Below are 20,419 nucleotides of genomic sequence, written 5' to 3'. Positions count from 1 at the left end.
GACGACGAACAGCGCGACGTTGGGCAGCAGGGCGGGCACGCACCGTCGCACCGCCTGGCGTGCGATGCGCCGGCCCGGTATGCCCCGCGCCGCCGCGCTCAGCGCCCACGGCTCACCGAAGGCGCCGGGCAGCAGATCGTCGAGCAGCCGCCCCAGCACGGCCCCGGCCGACAGCCCGAGGGCGAGTGCGGGCAGCACCGTCCACTGCGGCCCGTACCAGCCGAGGGCGGGCAGCCAGCCCAGCTGCACCCCGACGACCGTGGCCAGCACGGACGCGACGAGGAACTCGGGCAGCGCGGCGAGCACCGCGGACCCGGTGCCCGGCGCGCGCCGCCCGTCGAGCCGCCGCCGCGCACCGAGCCGGAGCGTGCGGGCGCAGACCAGCGCGGCGGTGAGCACCGCGACGACGAGCGCCACGCTCATCAGCAGCAGCGACGCACCCAGTGCTTGCAGCACGTCGGGCATGACCTCGCCCCCGGAGATCCACGACCGCCCGGCGTCCCCGCGCCACAGCCCGCTCAGCCACTGCCCCAGCAGGTGCAACGGCCCGGCGTCCAACCCGAGTTCGGCCCGGATGTCGGCGAGCACCTCGGGGGTCGGGTCCCGCTCGGCCGACCGCGCCTTGAGCACGGTCAGCGCGGGATCGGTCCGCGCCAGCCACGGCAGCAGACCGATGCCGCACACGAGGGCAGCCGCGAGCGCGGTGCGCCACAGGAGTGTGGCCACGTGCTGTCGCATGGCTCAGCGCCGCGTTCCCATACCGACCAGGGTGCGCTCGTACGGGTCGAGCACCACCCCCCGCACCGAGGTCCCGACCCCGGTGATGATGCGCTGGTGCACCAGCGGCACCACGGCGTCGCTGCCGAGGACGGCGGCCTCCGCCGCCATGGCCGCGTCCTGCCGCTTGCCGGGATCGGCGGTTCGCTCGGCCTCGGCGACCGCCCGGTCCACCTCCTTGTCGCACAGCTGGGCGATGTTGTAGTCGCCGTCGCAGGTGTAGTCACTGGCGAGCACGGCCACGGGGTCACCGGTGTCGAGGAGGGTGTTGCGCGCCAGGACGAAGGCGTCGAACTTCCCCTCCAGCGCGTCGCTCTCGAGTCTGGAGTACTCCCGCACCGTGAGCTTCACCTTGAACCCGGCCTTCTCCAGCTGCTGTTTCAGCACCTGGGCGACCTCGGGCAGTTCGGGCCGGTTGTCGTAGGTGGCCAGGGATATGGAGGCGCCCTTCGGATCGTCGGCGCCGGCCCGCCCGACGGGCTTGACCCGCTTGCCGTCGGCCCAGGTGACGGCGGGCCCGTAGATCCCGGCCCCGGGGTCGGCATACCCCTCGTAGACGCCCTCGGCGAGAGCGGAGGTGTCGACGGCGGCACGGGCGGCGGCCCGCAGCCCGGGGTCCTTGAAGGGGCCGGAGGCGGAGTTGAGCAGGAGGCTGGTGCTGCGCGTGGTGGCGGTGTCGCGCCGGGTCGCCTGATCGAGCGTCGCCGCCTGCGCGACGGGCACGGCCTCGGCTATGTCGACCTCACCGGTGCGCAGGGCGTTGGTCCGCGCGGTCCCGTCGGCGACGAACCGTGCGTCGATCCCGGAGGCCTGGGCGCGCCCGCCCCAGTAGTCGTCGAAGCGGTCAAGGGTCGCGGACGAGGCGCCGTTGACCTCGGTGAGCTCGAACGGCCCGGTCGCGGTGCCGACGGGATCCACGCGTCCGCCCTTGGCGTACGCCTTCTCGGAGAACACGGCGAGGCTGGGGCTGGACAGCCGTAGCGGCAGCACGGGATCGGGCTCGGCGGTGCGCACGGTGACGGTACGGCCGCCCCGGTCGCCCCGGGCGGTCAGGTCGACGCCGGAGAGGGCGGCGGGCTCGGGCTCGGCCTCGGCGGCGTGGGTCAGCGCGGCGGCGACGGCTGCTGCCGTGACCTCACTCCCGTCCTGGAACTGGGCGTCGCGCAGCGTGAATTCCCACGTCCGCTCGTCCTTCTGCCGCCAGGACTGAGCGAGTGCGGGCGCGGCGGCACCGTTGGCGTCCAGCGCGGTCAGCCCCTCGGTGACGCCGAGCCGGCTGAGGAGGGTGGCGTCGGCGCCGTAGGGCGAGAGCCGCTCGGCGGGCGGGAAGGCGAGCGCGACGCGGAGCCGGGAGCCGCTCTTGCCGTCGGCCCCCTCCCCCGTATCACCGCCCCCGGAGGCGAAACACCCGGCGAGCAGCGGTGTCAGGGCGAGGGCGGCGAGAAGCCGCGTACGAAACGAGCGAGACAGGCGCATCCAAGCTCACCTCCCCATCGGAATCTCGAAGTGGACGACGCTGTTGCCGCCGCCCGGGTCCTCACGTTCGTCGTGCACGACCTTGCCCAGCGACCGCCAGAAGGCCTCGGCCCCCTGGACGGACGGGTCCGTGTGCAGATACACGGACCGGTAGCCTCCGTCGGCTGCGGCGAAGTCGAGCAGTTCCGCGACCATGCGCCGCGCCAGTCCACGCCGGCGATGCTCCGGCCGCACATACACCCGCCGCAGCTGCGCGGTCTCCCCGGAGGGATACCGCTCGGCGAGGTGCCGAGGGTTCGGCGGGTGAGCCGGCCCACGGGAGTCGAGCGCGGCGGTGGCGACGACGTCCTCGGTGTCGGGGTCGAGCGCGACGAGCAGGGTGTGTCGGGGTGAGGCGAGATAGGCGGCGGCCGGGTCGATGATGTCGCCGTGCCATCGCGGCACATAGCCGGTGCCGAAGTCGCGGTACACGGTGTCGAGCATCACGGCTCGCGCCCGGTCGAGGTCTGCGGGGCCGGCGGTCCTGATGCTGTAGTTGCGCACTTGCACATCTTAGGCATTAAGGCTCCTGGGCAGGTCACGGGGGCGTCGGTGGCGGGCGGGGTACGCCGGAGGCGGCCCAGACGGCAGAGGCGCGGCCGCCCGGCCGAAGAGAAGCTAACCACATGACATTCATTTTCAAAAAGTTCTACTCGACACCCGCCGCATCGAGGAGCCGGACGACGTCCTTGCGCCCGTACCCGAGCAGACGGGCCCGGTGGGCGGCCGTCAGCACCAGATGCGCGACGATCTCCGCGGCCGGTCCGTTCCTGTCGCTGCCGAGCCACTCGTGCGGCTTCTCGACCCCCAGGCTGTTCATCACCAGCCCGTGCTCACGCCGGATCTCCGCGACGGTCCCGGCGACCGCGTCCAGCAGCGTCTTCCCCGGCCGCTCGCACTCGAGGGCGAAGCACCCCCAGTCGACCGGCACGCACCCCTCGGGCGGCCGCGCCCGCAGCCCCGCGTACCGCTCGTCCTCGAACCCCGTCGCCTCGAACTCCTCATGCACCAGCGAGAACCGATGAAACCCTGCCGGGACAGGAGGCGGTGGCGGCGTGTACGCCCACCCGGCGTCCTCGTACAGCAGCCGCTTCACCTCTTCCGCGTCAGTGTTCGTCACCGTGAACCCGGTGTCGTCGTTGCGCCCGGTCGTCGTACCGTCGGGATTGCGGTGGAAATGCAGACCCATGTGTGCCCCCGTTGTCTCACTGCGGATGGGCGTGAAGCCCTCGTCGCTGGATCAAACGGGCGGCGGATCCGGGACGTGCCCGCGCCACGGATCATCACCCGATCGCGTGACACGCGGGCGGATACACTGACGCACAGACCCCGCAACGCAACGGCCGGGGACGGCCATCGGCACCGGAAACGATGGTTGTTACCCTCCCCCGGTGAGGATTCCGAGCCCCGAAGAGATCCGTGCCCTGCACGAGAAGTACGCACCGACCGCCGAGGCGTTCACCCTCGTCCACACGCACTGCGAGATCGTGTGGGGCATCGCGGAGCAGCTCCTCACCTCGCCGCACCTGAGCCACCTCGACGCCGAACTGGTCCGCGCCGGCTGCCTCCTCCACGACATCGGCGTCTACCGCCTGTACGACGACGACGGACGGCTGGACCACGCGAACTACATCCAGCACGGACTGCTCGGCCAGGAGATCCTCGAGCGCGAGGGCTTCCCGGAGAGCCTGTGCCGCTTCTGCTCCCACCACACCGGAGTGGGCCTCACACACCACGACATCGTGAGCCAGAACCTCCCGCTGCCGCCCGCCGACTACCTGGCGGTGACGGCGGAGGAGCGGCTGGTGATGTACGCGGACAAATTCCACACCAAGTCCAGGCCGTCGGCCTACCTCTCCCCCGACGAGTACGCCGCCTACGTCCGCCGCTTCGGCGAGGAAAAGGTGACCGCGTTCGAGGCCCTGCGCACGGAGTTCGGCGATCCGGACCTGGCCGGGCGGGTACCGGGCGGCTGCGCTCCGGTCCTCCCCTGACACTGGACCGCACAGCTCAGGACAGGTGCCTCACAGCCCGGCAGCCCGGACCCCGCGCCGTCAACCGCGTTGCAGCACACCCGTACTCACCTGCGCCAGGAGGGGCGGTTCGGTGTCGCCCTCATACCCGAGGTGGAGTTCCTGCCGCGCCCTGGTGGCGAGGACGTAGTACGCCATGCGCAACGCGGCAGAGGTGGGGTCCATGGCCGCGTCCTCATGTGTGTCGGGGATGACGACCGTGTCGAAGCCGAGCCCCTTGGCGCTGGCCCGGTTCACGATCACGATGCCACCACGCCCGAGGTCGAGATTGCGGTACAGGCTGCCCCTGGATTCCGACGTGTACAGCTGGGGTTTGAGGCGCGGTGCCCTGCGCTGGACGCTGCCGAGCAGGGAGAACTGGGTGTGCCGGGAACGCGCGATCACCCCGATGCTCCGACCCGGGTGGGACTCGGCCAGCAGGATGAGCAGATCCGCGGCACCCCGCTCGTGGAAGCGGTGCAGGCGTGGTGCCGGTCCCTGGCGCACGGGCAGGGATGGAAGACCGGTGCCCATGTGGAAGTGCGCGGCGAAGGAGGCTATCTGCTCCGTGTTGCGGTGGTTGCCGTCCAGTTCACGGCGGGAGCACTGGCCGAGGTTGCGGGCGATCTCGTCCAGGGTCGAGTTGGTGTCGGTGAGCCGCTGGCACTCGTCGGCGTACACGGTCACGCGGGCGTTGATCATGCGGCAGAGCAGATAGAACTCGGGCGGCAGGTCCTGGCCTTCGTCGATGACCAGGGTGGGCCCGTCGGCGGCCGCCCGGTCGGCGGCCCGGTTGAACAGGGCGTCCCAGTCGTACCAGCCGTCGCCCCCGCCCGGGGGTGTCGCGCCGTACCAGTCGGCGAGCCAGCGGTGGGCGGTCATGACCCGCACCGAACGGTCGGCCGGACCGAGCACGTGCACCGAGCCGGCGAGCGACTGGCGCAGCAGGTTGGAGTAGGTCAGGAGGGTCACCGGGGTGCCGGTGAGGGCGAGCATCACGGCACGCTGCGCCGCGAGGATGCTCTTGCCGCTTCCCGGCGGGCCACTGACGAGGTGCCGGCCGTCGAAGGGGACGCCGTCCAGTCCGGCCCGCTGGTCGGGGGTGAGGTCGAGATAGGTGACGGTCATGGCTGCTCCAGGGCGGTGACCGCGGCGTTCCGGGCCGCGGCGACTATGGACTGCAGATAGCCGGGGACCCGTTCGCCACCGACGACGAGGGCGCGGTCCAGGAGGCTGTTCCCGGCTTCGCAGCTGGTCTCGGGAAGCAGCGCGCAGGCATGACAGGCGGCCCGGTTGAGGTTGCCGAAGCCCTGCCCGGAGTGCTCGGCGCACAGGGGGTCGGCGGAGCACCAGGCGGCGGCCTCGGTCATCCGCAACAGCGTCTCGGCCAGCCGTCCGGGTTCGCCCTGGCGGACGAGCCCGCCCAGGGTGCCCTCGGCGTCTCCGGCCGCGGTGTAGACGAGGATGCCGTACTGGTCCTGGTCGGGGCGGGCGTAGATGCGTTCGCGCAGGCTCGCGGTCGTGTACCCGGATTCGAAGGACAGTTGACGGATCCACAGATGGGCCAGCGTGTGGAGCAGGACGAAGCGAGGAGCGAGTTCCGGGCCGGTGACACTCGCCAGCCGGTCCTTCTGGAACGAGCGCTCCAGGTCTGCGCGCAGGCCGGCCACGCGCCGCCGTACCTCGGTGTCCTGCTCCCAGTCCCCCAGGGCGGCGCGGTCGAGGGTGAGGAAGATGCCCTCGCCGAAGACCTCGACGGCGGGGAGCCACTTTAGTCGGCGGGAGGTGTCGGCGGGGACCACGGTGGCGTCCGGGGAGACGCGGGTGAAGCCGGACAGGGCGCGCACCTCGCGGAGCCGGTCGGCGAGGACGACGCGGCCGAAGCGGCCGGCGATCCCCGCCCAGGGTTCCTCGGTCTCACCGGCCAGGCCCAGGGTCGTCTCGCGCAGAGCGAAGTCCCGGGTGGCGGGCGGGGCCGGGGCGGTGAACGCGGCCCATTCCTCCCGGCTCAGGTCAGGCCAGGACGGTCCGGCGGGCAATCCGCCATCCGCGGCATCGGCAACCGGGGCGGCCTGCCCCATCTCCTCTGCCAGGAGGGCGTCAATGAGGCCGTCGTCGGCTCCGGTGTCCTCCTGGATCATCTGCCGGAAGAGCACGGCGCGCGGTGAGGCGGCGTCCCGGCACAGCGACACCCACAGGTGGTGCTCACGGACTTGGGCGGCGAGCCCTTCGTCGTCGTGCACCACCACGTCGGTCTCCGGGATGTCGAGCGCCGAATGCACGTTCGGGTAGTACAGGTTGCCGGCCGTGCGCTGCACGATCTGCACCGGGCGGGGGCACGGGACAGCCTCGCTCGCCCGCTGCCAGGGATTGCGTCCCGAACAGCGCATGCCGTGGGTGCCGAGGATGTCCAGCAGGTCCCGGGCGGCCTCGCAGCCCTTCGCGGCGCAGGCGACGGACAGTGCCTCCAGGCCCGAGGCGCGGTCGGAGACGAGGAAGCGCAGCTTCTCGCGTTCCTCGCAGGTGCGGCGCTCACCGCCGTCGCGCCGTGAGTGTGCCCAGAACCACCAGTCGACATCGCTCAGGTGGCCGGCCTTGCAGATCTGCACGAACCTCATCGGGGCGAGAGGCCGTGCGGGAGAACAGGACGGGCAGCGCGGTGCCTGTCCGTGCTTCTCGTCGGCGATGCGCCAGCGCTTCATGCGCCGGCAGGCACCGCAGAACAGCCACGAGGGGAAGCGGATGTACGGCGCTCCCGGCGCGTCGGCGACGTCGTAGCGGTCGTTGGGCGTGGCGGGGGCGGCGTAGAAGCCGGTGACGCCGAGCCGGTCGGCGAGCCGGGGCGAGTCGATCCGCTGCCTGCCGCGGGTGGGCCAGTCGCCGATGCCGGTGGCCACGAACGACTCGCCCTGGATGTCGAAGACGGCTCCGGCTCCGAAGGGGACCACGGTCTGCGACTGGCGTACCCGGAGTGTGCGGCTCACAGGTCGGCTCCCTTCACTGTCACCTGGCATTCACGGTCGACGTTGCGCATCGAGTTGGGCGTCTCCCACAGGCCGTGGACCTGCTCGAAGCTCTTGATGAGGTTCGTGTGGCCTTTGCCCTGGCTGCGGTAGTACAGCTCGCGCCCGGACGCGCGGGCCTGGCGTGCGAGGTCCTCCCAGTCCGCGAGGAGCCCGGCGAGTTCCTTGCGTACGGCGTCGCCGGCCGTCGGCTCGGCGGCCTCCGCCCGGGCCGCCAGTTCCTCCACGAGGGCTTCGGCTTCGGGCATCCGGTCGAGGATCTGTCCGGCCTGGTTCTCGGCGGCGAGTCCCAGCCGGTGCCGCACGAGGACGACGAGCACGGCGTGCAGCGCCCGGCGGCGGGAGGGTACGGACCACGGGGTGACGCTGGTCGGTTCGACGTGCCGGTACAGGGCGCGGTGGTACACGTCGAAGGTCTCGTAGTGCGAACGGTCCCTGGGGCGCGTGGCGTTGAAGAACGTCACCACCAGTCCGGGGACGGAGTGCCGGCCGACGCGGCTGGTGGCCTGGATGTACTCGGCGGTGGTCTTGGGCTGCCCCTGCATGAGCATCAGCGCCAGCCGTTTGACGTCGACGCCGACGGACAGCATGTTCGTGCAGGGCAGGAAGGACACCGACTGCGGGTCGTCCCAGGCTTTCTCCAGCCGGTCCAGCAGTACGGGCTGTTCGGCCCGCGGGAGGTTGCTGGTCAGTTCCTCGACCTGGGCGTCCGGCAGCGGGCGGACGCCCGTCCCGGAGTCGAGTCCGGCGAGCTGTGCGGGGATGTCGTCCGCGGCGGCGGTGACGGTGCGGCCGAGTTCCCGCAGGCTGTGGTGGTACGCGACGAGCGTCCAGTAGGCGTCCCGGTGTTCCTCGGGCAGCTCCCACGCCCCTTGGAGCAGGGCGGCGGCGGTGGCGACCGAGGCGCGGCCGGCGGTGTGACCCTGCGCCATGACGCCGACGTAGCGGCGGCCGGGCCGGGAAGTGTCCGGCTCCGCGAAGTAGGAGTGGCGGGCGTCCAGCCCGGCGGGCGGGAAGAGCTGAACGTCTCCGCCGTACAGGGCGCGTACCTGCTCGCCGGACCGGCGGATGGTCGCCGTGGAGGCGACGACCTTGGGACCGGTCCCGTCCGGTGCGGTGCACAGTCCGAGGACGGCCGCCTCGTAGAGCCCGACGGTGGTGCCGAGGGGCCCGGTGAGCAGGTGCAGTTCGTCCTGGATGACGAGGGACGGCGGCCGGTTGCCCGTACCCGCGCCGAAGAGGCGTCCGGCGCGGGGCTCCCAGGCGAGCCGGGCGAACTTGTCGACGGTGCCGAGGACGAAGGTCGGCGGCCGGTCGTACAGGTGCTCGTCCACGACGGCCACCGGCAGTTCGTCGTGGAAGAGGCACGCGTCCCTGGGGCAGAAGAAGCGGAAGGAGCCAGCGGTGGCGCGCACGCCGTAGTCGCCGATGTCGGGCGACTTGTGCGCGGGCAGGATGCTGGTGCCGCACCAGGGGCAGCGGTCCAGGATGAACACGTCGTCCGGGGTGGCGGCCTCCCGCGCGGTGTCGAAGGCCCGGCGGGCCTTGTCATAGCTGTTCGCGGTGGTGGCCTCACCGACCCACAGGCCGATGGAGAACGGTTCCTCGCCGTAGGTGGCCGGATCGGCGCGGCGGAGGGATTCCAGGGCGCAGACGGTCGTGGCGGCGCGCTGGAACTGCTGTGTGGTGAGCAGGCTCAGGGTGTACCGGCTGAGGACGGCGGTGCCCGCGCCGTCGGGGTCGTTCCGGCGCAGGACCATGACGAACGCGGCGAGCAGCAGGTACGCCTCCGTCTTGCCGCCGCCGGTGGGGAACCAGATCAGGTCCGTCACGGCGCGGTCCGGGTGCCGGGGGTCCGCGGTGCCGTCGACGGCCAGCAGGAAGAACGCCAGCTGGAAGGGGCGCCAGCGGGCGTCCGGGGACGGTTGCGGGTCCGGGGGAACGCTGTCGTCGCGGCGGGCACGCCGGGTGCCGGCGAGATCGGCGGCGGAGTGGCGCATCTGCAGCGCCATGGCCTGATTGGCGGCCCGGAAGGCGCGCAGCAGTTCCGGGCGTTCCGGGTCGCACAGGGTGCGTACGCCGGACTCGATCCGGGTGACCGCGGTGCGGATCCGGTCGAGCACCCGGCGGGCGGCGTCGCGGCCCCACTCGGGCACGTCCGTGTCGAGCTGTCCCACGTACCAGGCGCGGTAGGCGGCGGCGAACTCCCCCAGTTCCTCGCGGAGTTGGTCGACCGGTACGGACGGGTCGGCGAGGTGGCGCAGGCTGAGCACCGGCATGCCGGTAAGGCCGGCCGCGCGGACGCCGGTGACCTCGACCTCCGGCATGACAGCGGCCCGCAGGCCGGTCACCCGCTCTCCCGTGTCGTCGTGCAGTTCCTCGACCGCGCATCCGTGACCGACGGCGTGCGTGCGCACATGCCGGTACTGCAGGCGCAGTTCCTGTTCCTCCGGGTCCCGGCTGGCCAGGAGCACACTCGGGTACTGCAGCACCTGGCCGTCGACGGGCCGTGCGCCCAGCTCCACCTGGAACAGCATGCGGTCCCAGTGGGCGCTCCTGCCGAGCGCCGGGTCGTAGTGCCCGGCGTTGACGAGGGCGACGGTGACGAGACTGCCGGTGCCGAACCTCCGTCGGGTGAGGCGGAGTTCGGCCCGCCCGTCCAGGACGGAGAAGTGGTCGCGGCGGGCATCGAGCAGGTGGACTTCGGCGGGCAGCGGGATGCGCTGCCAGGTCCGGCCGCGCTGACCACTGCGGGAACGTGTCTCGTAGCGGGCGCCGGCGCAGTCGACCTCGATGGTGTCGGCGTCGGTGTAGAAGCTGAAGCCGAGGGACGACGGCAGCCAGGCGTTGGACTCGGGCACGGGGTCGTGCGCCGGGGCGGCGTCCTCGGCCCGCTGCTCGGTTCCGGACCCGTCGAACTCCTCCCTCGCGAGGTCCAACTGCCCCTGGAGATCGGCTTCCTGCGGGTAGAGGGTGCCCATGAGGTACTGCCGGTCCGGGGGCGCGTGGAGGGTCTCGTCGGCGCCGCCGGCCGGGCCGACGAGGTGGCGCCGGAGGTAGGAGATGATTTCTTCTCTGGGGTCCATGGCAATCCTGCTGTTCATCGGGCGGTGGAGGGCGGAGTACGGAGGGCGGCACTCGGCCGGAGCAGTGCCGCCCTCCGGTCACGAGCGGCGCCAGCGGTCCCGGAAGGAGCTGCGGCTCTCGGCGGCGGCCTTGGCAGCGGCCAGCCGTTGCTGTGTCTCGGCGAGTTGCTGCTGAAGTTCGGTGATCCGCACCCAGGCGTCATGTTCGGTCTGCGCGATGCGCTGCGCGGCCTGCTGCTCGGTGTGCTCGGCGCGGAGTCTCGCCGCCGCGACCGCCTGCTCCTGCCGGGCGAGGGCGGCCTCGGTCTCCCGGAGGCGTTCCTCCAGTGCGGCGACCCGTGCTTCGGCAGCCTCGCGCTGCCGGCGCAGAACGTCCTCGTCCGCCCGGTCCCGTTGGGTCAGCGCGGCTCTGGCCTGCCACAGTTGCGTCTCGAGGTCGGTGATCCGGGCTTCGGTGTCCTCGCGGTACTGCCGCAGCCGCAGCTCCAGCGCCTCGGTACGGTCCCGGTGGCGTTCCGCCTGCCGCAGAACCTCCTCCGCCGCCCCGGCCCGCCGCAGGGCTTCCTGATAGGCCTCGTGATGCTGTGCCTTCAGCTGGGCGATCCGCTGCACGGACTGGGCGCGGATCCTTCCCTCCCGCCGGAGCACCATGGTGTCCATGCGGGTGAGCAGTACGTCCTCCCATGCTGCCAGCTCCTGCCCGGCGGACTGCCGTTGTTCCGCGAGCCGTTGCTCGAACTCCTCCCTCAGGCGGGCCTCGCGTACCTCGTACTCACCGCGGAGGTCGGTCACGGGAGCGGCCTCCTCGTCAACGGGGACGGCCTCCTTCTCGGCAGCCGCCGCGATGAACTCCCGCAGCGCGTCCCGTGCCGCGAGCCGGGACTCGCGCAGCACGAGAGGCCGTTCGGTGAGATAGGCGCGGAGCGTGCCGCCCCTCAGACATTCCGCGGGCCGGTCGAGAAGGTCCTCGGGCCGCTGCCCGGTCTGCGCCAGGTGGTCGACAACGCGCCGCAGCACGTCCAGCGCCGTCAGAACGTCACGCGAGAGGTGTCCGCCCGCAGAGGCGTCTCGCACGACGTCAGCGGCGGGCCGGCCGAGCAGGGCGACCAGGCCCTGGTGCCCCAGGGCCGCGAGGGCGTACGCGGCGAGCCAGGCGTCCTGCTCGACAGGGGCCTCAGCCATCCGGAGCGCCCGGTCCCAGTCGGCGCCGGCCGTGGGAGATGCCGCGTCTGGGCCGATCTCCGCGCTGCTCCCGGTGCCGGTCCCGGCAACGCGGGCCGCGCCTGCCCCAGCATCGCCCTCCGTGCCGGTGTCAGCGACCGTATCGGCGTCGGCCTTCTGCCCGGCGCCCCCTCCTGCCTCACCCGCCGCAACGACCTCCGCCCCGAACACCGCAACCGCCGCGCCTGCCCCGCCACCGCCATCCATGCCAGTGCCGGCGACCGTATCGGCGTCGGCCTTCTGCCCGGCGCCCCTTCCTGCCTCACCCGCCGCAACGACCTCCGTGCCGAACGCCGCCACCGCCGCGCTGTCCTGCTCGTCCGCGGCAACTGCCTCGGGGGCGGCATCCCGCTCGCTCACCGTACGCGCGGCGGCCCCGGCGTCGCGGCTGACCGCGGCGTTGTCCCCAGCCGCCGCGCCCCCTTCAACCTCCGCATCGTTTCCGGCCGTTGCGTCCCCGGCACCCCCCGCATCCTCCCCGCGCGCGGTGCCCCCGCCGACCGCCAAGCGCTCCCCCGCGACGTCCCCCTCGACCCCCGCGTGCTCTCCGTCGACCTGGGCGGCCACGGACTCTGCCTCCGCGGTCAGTGGGTTCGCGACCTCTCTCGCCCCGGCTGCCGGCCCCGGCGTTTCAGGCACCTGCTTGTGCTCCCCAGCCGCTGCGGCGAGCCGCTGTGCCCTCGCCCGGCGCAGGGCGTGCCGGGCTCGGGCGGTCCGGGCCCCGTGTGTGGCGCGGGCGATGCGGGCGGCCCGTACCGCCTCGGCCGCTTTGTCCGCCGCGCGTTCGGCCTCCGCGCACAGGGCGTCGAGGTCGACGTCGACGAGTCCCGCCGTCCTCAACCGTTCCCGCAGTTCAGGACGTGCCTTCACCTCGATCTGCCGGATACGCTCGCGCGTGACGCCGAACTCGCGTCCCAGTTCGTCCAGCGTGGACGGCTCGTCCCCGTCGAGCCCGAGACGTCGTACGAGGATCCGGCGCTCACGCGCTCCGAACGTGTCCACGACGTCCAGGGCCGCCTCCACATGCAGCGCGTCCAGCACCTGCTTCTCGACCGACGGCAGCGCGTGCAGGTGCCCCACGAAGTCGGCCAGGGTCGAACCGTCGCCGATGACGCGGTCCAGGGAGTCGGTGCGCCGGGTGAGGCGCCGGATCTCCTCCACCTTCTGCAGCGTCATATCGCATCTCACCGCGACGTCGGCGACGGTCGCCGGACGGCCCTCGGCCGCGAGGGAGCGTTCCGCCCTGACCACCTTGCGCATCTGCTCGTGCATGTGGACCGGGATCCGGATCAGCGCGCCCTCGTCGGCGATGGCACGCGTGATGGACTGACGGATCCACCAGGTGGCGTAGGTGGAGAACTTGAAGCCCTTGGTGGGGTCGAACTTCCGCGTGGCCCTCAGCAGGCCCAGGAAGCCGTGCTGCAGGAGGTCGTCGTAGTCGAGGCCCTGGTCGAGATACGGCCGGACGACGGAGTGCACGAGTCGCTGGTTGTGCAGGACGAGGCAGTCCCGGGCACGGATTCTGAGGTCACCGGGCGGGAGCGCCTTCAGTTCATCGTCGTCCGGTTCTCGCCCGATGTGCTCCGCGCCGCCCCGCACCAATACCGCGAGACCGACTTCGGCCTGGGCACTGAGCAGCCGGTTCCCAGGGCTCCGCTCGAAGCGGTCCGCGTCGAGTACGGCATGGGCGGCGGCCAGGGCTGGAGCGAGGTCACCGTGCGCATCCTCGCCCCCCTCATCCCCGGCACCGCCCTCCGGCTCCGGCTCCGGTTCCAGAGCCGGGGCATCCACCGCCTGCGCGGCCTCGGCCCGCACCAACGCCCCGGCGCGCAGTTGCTCCGCCTCGCGCGCGGTCAGTCCCGCGAGCCGGGTCACGCCCTCGAGAACGCGGGACGTGACATATCCGTCGGCGTCCGCGTAGCGGGCGAGCAGGGCCCGTACGCTCACGAGCCGCGAGGACACATTTTCTTCACACCTCCGTACAACCTTTTCACCACCCTGCCGGTCATCCCCGACGTGCACGTGCGATTCCCCTACGGGCAGCCCGAGCCGGGCCAGCTCGTGACGCAGCCGCTCCCGCTCGGCGTCTCCCAGCGCGAGCGCCCGCACGCCTTCGGCGAAGACGTGCTCCGGTACGACGCCACCCACAGCCGCCTGCCGCAGCCCGGACAGCAGCTCCCCCAGCGCCGCACGCAGACCGGCGACCGCCTCACCACCGCCGACGTCGGACCGATGCGCCATTGCCCCACCCCCAGACCTTTCACGAATGACGTTAAGTCAGCCCGTTGATAGTGTCAACAGGCGCCGCACTATCAAGTGCACAGCGATTCGTGTACGGTGTCACGTGCTGCCACCTCTCTCTGTCACGATGAGTAGCGCAGCGGTACATCAGGGGGACCGCTCCCGTCGGGGAACCGGGGCGGCGAGGCGGGCGAGGGACGAAGGGGCGAGGGCAGTGAGCCAGGCACTGGTCGACGGCAGGTTCCGTATCGGACAGGTCATCGGCAGGGGCAACATGGGAGAGGTCCACCGCGCTGAGGACCTGCACGCCCCCGAGGGCACGCCGGAGCGCAGGGTCGCCGTCAAGACGATCCTGCGCCGCCGCACCGGGGCCCAGGTGGACACGGCCGGGGACACGAAAGCGGTGCAGCGCTTCGCTCGCGAGGTGCGCATCATGTGCCGGCTGCGGCACCCCAACCTCACCCGGCTGGTCGCCGGCGGGATCGACGAAGCGGCGGACGGGCTCCCCTACCTGGCCATGGAACTCCTGGAGGGCGAGACGCTGCGCGACCTCGTGGAGGAGGAGTCGCAGCTGCCCGTCTCCTGGGCCGCCGCCATCGGCGCGCAGATCGCCGCTGGTCTCGCCGCCGCGCACACGGCCGGCATCGTGCATCGCGACCTCAAGCCGGCGAATGTGATGCTCACCGAGGGCGGCACGGTCAAGGTGCTCGACTTCGGCATGGGCAGCATCATCGACGACCCCGACCAGACCCGGCTGACCAGCACCGGTGTCAGCGTGGGCACCGCCCGCTACATGGCGCCCGAGCAGTGCGAGGCGAGACAGGTCACGCAGGCCGCCGATCTGTACGCCCTCGGCTGTGTGCTGTACGAGATGCTGGTCGGCGTACCGCCGTTCACGAGCGAGTCGGCCTTCGAACTGGCCCGCCGTCATGTGGAGGAACAGCCGAGCCCGGTCAGAGCGGTCCGGGCCGAGGTGCCCGCCGAGCTGGCCCGGCTGGTCGAGCGGCTCCTGGCCAAGGACCCCGCCGACCGCCCGGCGGACGCGGTCGCCGTCCGGGACGCACTGCTGCCGCTGGCCGTTCCGGAGAGCGACGCACCGCTGCTTCCGGCCTGGGCCGGCCTGGACCCCACGCTCCCGCTGCGGGAGTCCGCCCCGGCGCCCGCCGCCCCCGAGGCCGAGGCCGAGCCGGCCGGCGTCACCGCGCCGGGCGGAGCGATCATGGACGTGTTCGGCGTCCACGAGAACCTCATCCGGGACTACCGCTCGTTCACCGAGGGCGGCACCGTCATCCGTGATGAGCGGATCAAGGCGTACGTCGAGAAGGACCTGGACGGCAAGTCGCAGTGGCCGGACCCCTGGCTGTCGCTCAACCCCTTCTTCAAGAGCGGCGGTTCCGTGGTGGAACTGGCCCAGCAGGGAGTGCTGCACGAGCAGTGCGTGCGCATCTTCCAGGCGAGGAAGACCGAGGGCGGCACGGTGTGCGACGGCCGTCCGCTCACCCTGCACCAGCACCAGCGGGAGGCCATCGACGCCGCCGCGACGGGGGCGTCGTACGTCCTGACCACCGGCACGGGTTCCGGCAAGTCGCTGTCGTACATCGTCCCCATCGTCGACAAGGTCCTGCGCGAGCGGGCCGCGGAGGGGCCGGACGCGCCCAAGAGGGTGCGGGCGATCATCGTGTATCCGATGAACGCGCTCGCCAACAGCCAGCTCAGGGAGCTGGAGAAGTTCCTGCGCGACGGCTACGGCGCGGGCCGGGAGCCGGTCACGTTCGCCCGGTACACGGGCCAGGAGGACGACGAGAAGCGCAGGGAGATCCGCGACAACCCGCCCGACATCCTGCTCACCAACTACGTGATGCTGGAGCTGATGCTCACCCGCCCGGCCGACCGGGCGAGCCTGATCCGGATGGCGCGGGGCCTGGAGTTCCTCGTCTTCGACGAGCTGCACACCTACCGCGGGCGGCAGGGCGCCGACGTGGCACTGCTGATCCGCCGCGTCCGCGAGGCCTGCCAGGCGGACCGCCTGCAGTGCATCGGCACCTCGGCCACCATGTCGACGGAAGGAACCTTCGACGACCAGCGCAAGGTGGTCGCCGAGGTGGCGAGCAGGCTCTTCGGCACGCCCGTCGCCCCCGAGCATGTCATCGGCGAGACCCTGGTCCGTGCGACCGGTGAACCGGCGGACTCCGTGCCCGCCGAGCGGCTCACCTCATCCGCGCCCCGCGCCTACGAGGCGCTGGTGCGCGACCCGCTGGCCCGCTGGATCGAGACGCGGTTCGGTCTGGTCGAGGACACGGCGACGGGGCGCCTGGTGCGCCGCGAGCCCGCGAAGATCGAGGACGCGGCGCGGGAGCTGCACGAGCAGACCGGTGTGCCCGAGGAGCAGTGCGTCCGGGCCATCCGCGCCACGCTGGAGGCCGGTTCGCAGGCCCGCCACCCGCTGACGGACCGGCCGCTGTTCGCGTTCCGGCTGCACCAGTTCCTGTCCAAGGGCGACACGGTGTACGTCACGCTGGAGGACAAGGCGTCCCGCCACCTGACCCGTTCCTACCAGCTGGAGAAGCCGGACAGCGGCGGCAAGCTGCTGATGCCGCTGGCGTTCTGCCGGGAGTGTGGCCAGGAGTATCTGACGGTGTGGCGCATGGAGAAGGACGGCGAGGTCCGGTACGAGGCGCGCCGCGACACCTCCGCCACCGGGGGCCGGCAGGGCGACGGTTATCTCTACATCGACCACGAGCGCGCGTGGCCGTCGAACGTGCAGTACGCGGTGGACGACCGAAGACTGCCCGAGTCGTGGCTGGAGGTGGACGACAAGGGTCAGGAGGTCGTCAAGCGCTCCTACCGGGACCGGGTGCCGCGCGCCGTCACCGTCGACCCGCTGGGCCGCGAGGGTGAGGGCGAGCTGAAGGCGGCGTTCATCCCGTCGCCGTTCCTGTTCTGCCTGCACTGCGGTGTGGCGTACGAGCAGACGCGCGGCCGGGACTTCGCCAAGCTGGCCACGCTGGACCAGGAGGGCCGCTCCTCGGCGACCTCGCTCGTCTCGGCGTCGATCGTGCGGTCCCTGAAGTCGGTGCCCGAGGAGGCGCTGGACAAGGAGGCCCGCAAGCTGCTGACGTTCGTGGACAACCGCCAGGACGCCTCCCTCCAGGCGGGCCACTTCAACGACTTCGTGCAGATCACGCAGTTGCGCGGGGCCCTGTACCGGGCGGCGCTGGACGCGGGCGAGGAGGGCCTGCACCACGAGGACCTCGCCACGGCGGTCACCAACGCCCTCGCCCTGGCCCCGGCCGACTACACCGGCGACACCGACCTCGCCCCGTCGCTGGCCCGCAACGCGGCCGGCACCCTGCGCGACGTGGTCGCCTTCCGGCTCTACCTGGACCTGGAGCGCGGCTGGCGCATCACCATGCCCAACCTGGAGCAGACGGGCCTGCTGGAGATCGACTACGAGGATCTGCACTGGGTGGCCGGGAAGCAGGACCGCTGGGAGGACACGCACCCCGCCCTGCGCGACGCCGACCCCGCGCTGCGCGCCGAGATCACCAGGACGCTGCTCGACGAGATGCGCCGGTCGCTGGCGATCGACGTGTCGTACTTCCGCGACGATGTGTTCGACTCGCTCCAGCGGGCGAGCGAGGAACGGCTCGTCGATCCCTGGATCCTGTCCTCGGGTGACCGGCCGCGCATCGGCACGGCCTTCCCGCACCCGTCGCGGCCGGGCGCGGACCGCTCCAGCCTGTTCCTGTCCGCGCGGGGCAAGTTCGGCAAGTACCTGCGGCGCGCCGACCCATCGTTCACAGAACGCGCAGGTGTGACGCGCGACGACCTGCAGCTGATCATCGCCCAGTTGCTGACCGTCCTCGCCAAGGCGGGCCTGGTGAAGGAGGTGGAGGTGGCGCAGCGCCGCCCGGGCCGCTTCCGGCACCAGTCGGGTCCGGCGAGCACCGGCTACCGGGTGGCCGCCCAGGCCCTGGTGTGGCGGGCCGGCAAGGGCGAGTCGGGCGCGCACGACCCGCTGACCCGCCGCTACCAGAGCGGCGACGGGCCGCGCATCAACCGCTTCTTCCTGAAGCTGTACCGGGAGACCGCCGACGCGCTGGCCGGTCTGTTCGCCCGCGAACACACCGCGCAGGTGGCCCCCGAGGACCGCGAGAAGCGCGAAGAGGCCTTCCGCAAGGCCGAGTTGAAGCTGCTCTACTGCTCCCCCACGATGGAGCTGGGTGTCGACATCTCCTCCCTCAACGCGGTGATGATGCGCAATGTGCCGCCGACGCCCGCGAACTACGCGCAGCGTTCGGGCCGCGCGGGCCGCAGTGGCCAGCCCGCGCTGGTGACGACGTACTGCGCGACGGGCAACAGCCATGACCAGTACTACTTCCGCCGCTCCGAGCGCATGGTGGCCGGCGCGGTGGCGCCGCCGCGTCTGGACCTGGCCAACGAGGACCTGGTGCTCTCCCACCTCCAGGGCATCTGGCTGGCGGAGGCGGGCCTGCGTCTGGGCCGGTCGATCCCCGAGGTGCTGGACGTGTCATACCCCGACACCGGTGACCGCCCGAACCCGGACCTGAAGCTGCTGCCGGAGATCGAGGCCGCCTCGCGGGACGAGGGCGCCCAGCGGCGCACGGTGAACGCGGCACTACGTGTACTCGGCCCGCTGCTGCCCGACTTCACGGACACCACGTGGTGGCACGACGACTGGATCCAGGACAAGGTCCGCACGGTGCCGGAGCGGTTCGACCGGGCCTTCGACCGCTGGCGTGACCTGTTCCGTGCCGCGCTGGACGACCAGTACGTGCAGAACAAGCGGCGCCTGGACTACAGCCTCACCGAGGGCGACCGCAACCGCGCCAACACCCGCCGCCGCGAGGCGGAGACCCAGCTGAACCTGCTCATGAACGAGAGCGTGGACAGCAAGTCGGTCCTCTCCGACTTCAACCCCTACCGCTACCTCGCCTCCGAGGGCTTCCTGCCGGGCTACAGCTTCCCGCGCCTGCCGCTCGCCGCGTACATCCCGACGATCGGCCGCCGCCGCGGCGACGGCGACTACCTCCAGCGGCCCCGCTTCCTCGCGATCCGCGAGTTCGGGCCGGGCGCGCTGATCTACCACGAGGGCGCCCGCTACCAGGTGACCCGCATCCAGCTGCCGCCGGACTCCTCCGGCGAGCTGACCACGGGCGAGGCCCGCCGCTGCGCCCACTGCGGCTACCACCACGACCCGAAGGACCGCGAGGACCGCTGCGCGTTCTGCGACGAGCCGCTGAGCTCGGCCACCTACGGCCTGCTGCACCTGCACACCGTGTACACCACGCGCCGGGAGCGGATCTCCTCCGACGAGGAGGAGCGGCGCCGGGCCGGATTCCGGCTGGAGACCTCGTACCGCTTCCACGACCACGGCGCCCGCAGGGGCCGTCTGAACGCCACGGTGACGGACGCCTCCGGCGGCCCGCTGGCCGAGATCGCCTACGGCGACTCCGCGACCGTCCGTATCACCAACACGGGCCGGGTGCGCGCGAAGAAGGACGAGCCGCCGGGCTACTGGCTGGACCTGGCCGACGGCCGCTGGATGAACGACAAGGACGCCTCCGAGGCCTCCGGCGACTCCAGCGAGCTGCCGGTGATCGACGCGGACGGCAACGAGCGGCGCCGCAAGAAGCGGGTCATCCCGTTCGTCGAGGACCGGCGCAACATCCTGGTCCTCACGCTCGACGAGGCGCTGCCCGAGCCGATCGCGCTGACGCTGATGTACGCCCTGGAGCGGGGCATCGAGGCGGCGTTCGAGCTGGAGGACGCCGAGCTGTCCAGCGAGCTGCTGCCGCCGGACGACGGGCCGAGGCGCCGCATCCTGTTCATGGAGGCGTCCGAGGGTGGTGCAGGTGTGCTGCGCCGCCTCCAGGCGGAGGACGACGCTCTGGCGAAGGCGGCCCGCCGCGCGCTGGAGATCTGCCACTTCGCGGCGGACGGCACGGACGAGGGCGACGAGGCCCACCGCGGCGACCGCGCCTGCGCCCGTGGCTGCTACGAGTGCCTGCTGACGTACGGCAACCAGCTCGACCACCCGCAGATCGACCGGCACACCGTCGCCCAGCTGCTGGTGGACTTCGCCTCGGCGAGCGCCCAGCGTGAGGAGCGGGGCGAGTCCAGGTCGGAGCAGTACCGCAGGCTGCTGGGCGGTGCCCCCGCCGAGCCGACGGCGGTGGAGAGCGCTGCCGCCGCCGAACTGGCCGAGCGGGGCGACTTCCTGGGCTGGCTGAAGGCGAAGGGCCTGAACCTGCCGACGGAGACGGACATTTTCCTGACGGAGGCCAACGCCGCGCCGGACTACGTCTACCGGCAGCCCGGCATGCGCCTGGCCGTCTTCGTCGACCTGCCCGACACGGAGCAGACCGCGCTGCGCGACGAGGACGCCGCGGAGCGTCTCCTCGACGCCGGCTGGGAGTACGTCCGCTTCCGCCCCGGCGACGACTGGGACGCGCTCGCCGAGTCCTACGCCGACTGCTTCGGCTCCCCCGCTGCCAACTGACCCCCCACGCCCACGGCCTTG

The 20,419-nt window shown here is 72.0% G+C and carries 9 protein-coding genes and 1 pseudogene; 2 read left to right on the top strand and 8 right to left on the bottom strand.

Annotated elements, in window-relative coordinates:
* The 4 genes and pseudogenes from N4P33_RS02435 to N4P33_RS02420 all read right to left on the bottom strand — a co-directional run.
* Positions 1-738 (bottom strand): annotated as a pseudogene (locus N4P33_RS02435) (ABC transporter permease); the annotation flags it as partial.
* 3 nt (positions 739-741) lie between these two features.
* On the bottom strand, positions 742-2,253 hold the full coding sequence (locus N4P33_RS02430) for an ABC transporter substrate-binding protein (protein WP_260824464.1): 1,512 nt from the start codon (positions 2,251-2,253) through the stop codon (positions 742-744).
* 6 nt (positions 2,254-2,259) lie between these two features.
* Positions 2,260-2,796: a GNAT family N-acetyltransferase gene (locus tag N4P33_RS02425; RefSeq protein WP_260824463.1), complete on the bottom strand. Its 537-nt coding sequence runs from the start codon at positions 2,794-2,796 to the stop codon at positions 2,260-2,262.
* A gap of 145 nt (positions 2,797-2,941) precedes the next feature.
* The gene (locus N4P33_RS02420; RefSeq protein ID WP_260824462.1) at positions 2,942-3,481 is read right to left on the bottom strand and encodes a hypothetical protein; all 540 of its coding nucleotides are present in this window, start codon (positions 3,479-3,481) and stop codon (positions 2,942-2,944) included.
* A gap of 202 nt (positions 3,482-3,683) precedes the next feature.
* Here N4P33_RS02420 and N4P33_RS02415 point away from each other — a divergent pair, with 202 nt between their 5' ends.
* Entirely contained in the window at positions 3,684-4,286 is a 603-nt protein-coding gene (locus N4P33_RS02415) for an HD domain-containing protein (RefSeq protein ID WP_260824461.1), read from the top strand.
* 60 nt (positions 4,287-4,346) lie between these two features.
* Here N4P33_RS02415 and N4P33_RS02410 read toward each other — a convergent pair whose 3' ends face one another.
* The 4 genes from N4P33_RS02410 to N4P33_RS02395 form a co-directional block, all read right to left on the bottom strand.
* Entirely contained in the window at positions 4,347-5,432 is a 1,086-nt protein-coding gene (locus tag N4P33_RS02410; protein ID WP_260824460.1) for a DNA helicase, read from the bottom strand.
* Entirely contained in the window at positions 5,429-7,288 is a 1,860-nt protein-coding gene (locus N4P33_RS02405) for a DUF1998 domain-containing protein (protein WP_260824459.1), read from the bottom strand. The genes N4P33_RS02410 and N4P33_RS02405 overlap by 4 nt, the downstream gene beginning before the upstream one ends.
* The gene (locus N4P33_RS02400) at positions 7,285-10,413 is read right to left on the bottom strand and encodes a helicase-related protein (RefSeq protein ID WP_260824458.1); all 3,129 of its coding nucleotides are present in this window, start codon (positions 10,411-10,413) and stop codon (positions 7,285-7,287) included. Before N4P33_RS02400 ends, N4P33_RS02405 begins: the two co-directional genes overlap by 4 nt.
* Before the next feature lie 78 nt (positions 10,414-10,491).
* Complete coding sequence (locus N4P33_RS02395) at positions 10,492-13,875, bottom strand: sigma-70 family RNA polymerase sigma factor (protein WP_260824457.1); 3,384 nt, start codon at positions 13,873-13,875, stop codon at positions 10,492-10,494.
* Positions 13,876-14,089: 214 nt separating this feature from the next.
* Here N4P33_RS02395 and N4P33_RS02390 point away from each other — a divergent pair, with 214 nt between their 5' ends.
* Positions 14,090-20,398 carry a protein kinase domain-containing protein gene (locus N4P33_RS02390; protein ID WP_260824456.1) on the top strand — a complete coding sequence of 2,103 codons (6,309 nt, stop codon included), beginning with the start codon at positions 14,090-14,092 and terminating at the stop codon, positions 20,396-20,398.
* The last annotated feature ends 21 nt before the right edge of the window (positions 20,399-20,419 follow it).

Source organism: Streptomyces sp. 15-116A (assembly GCF_025290915.1).
Classification (GTDB): Bacteria; Actinomycetota; Actinomycetes; order Streptomycetales; family Streptomycetaceae; genus Streptomyces.
This window is presented reverse-complemented; position numbering and strand designations above follow the sequence as displayed.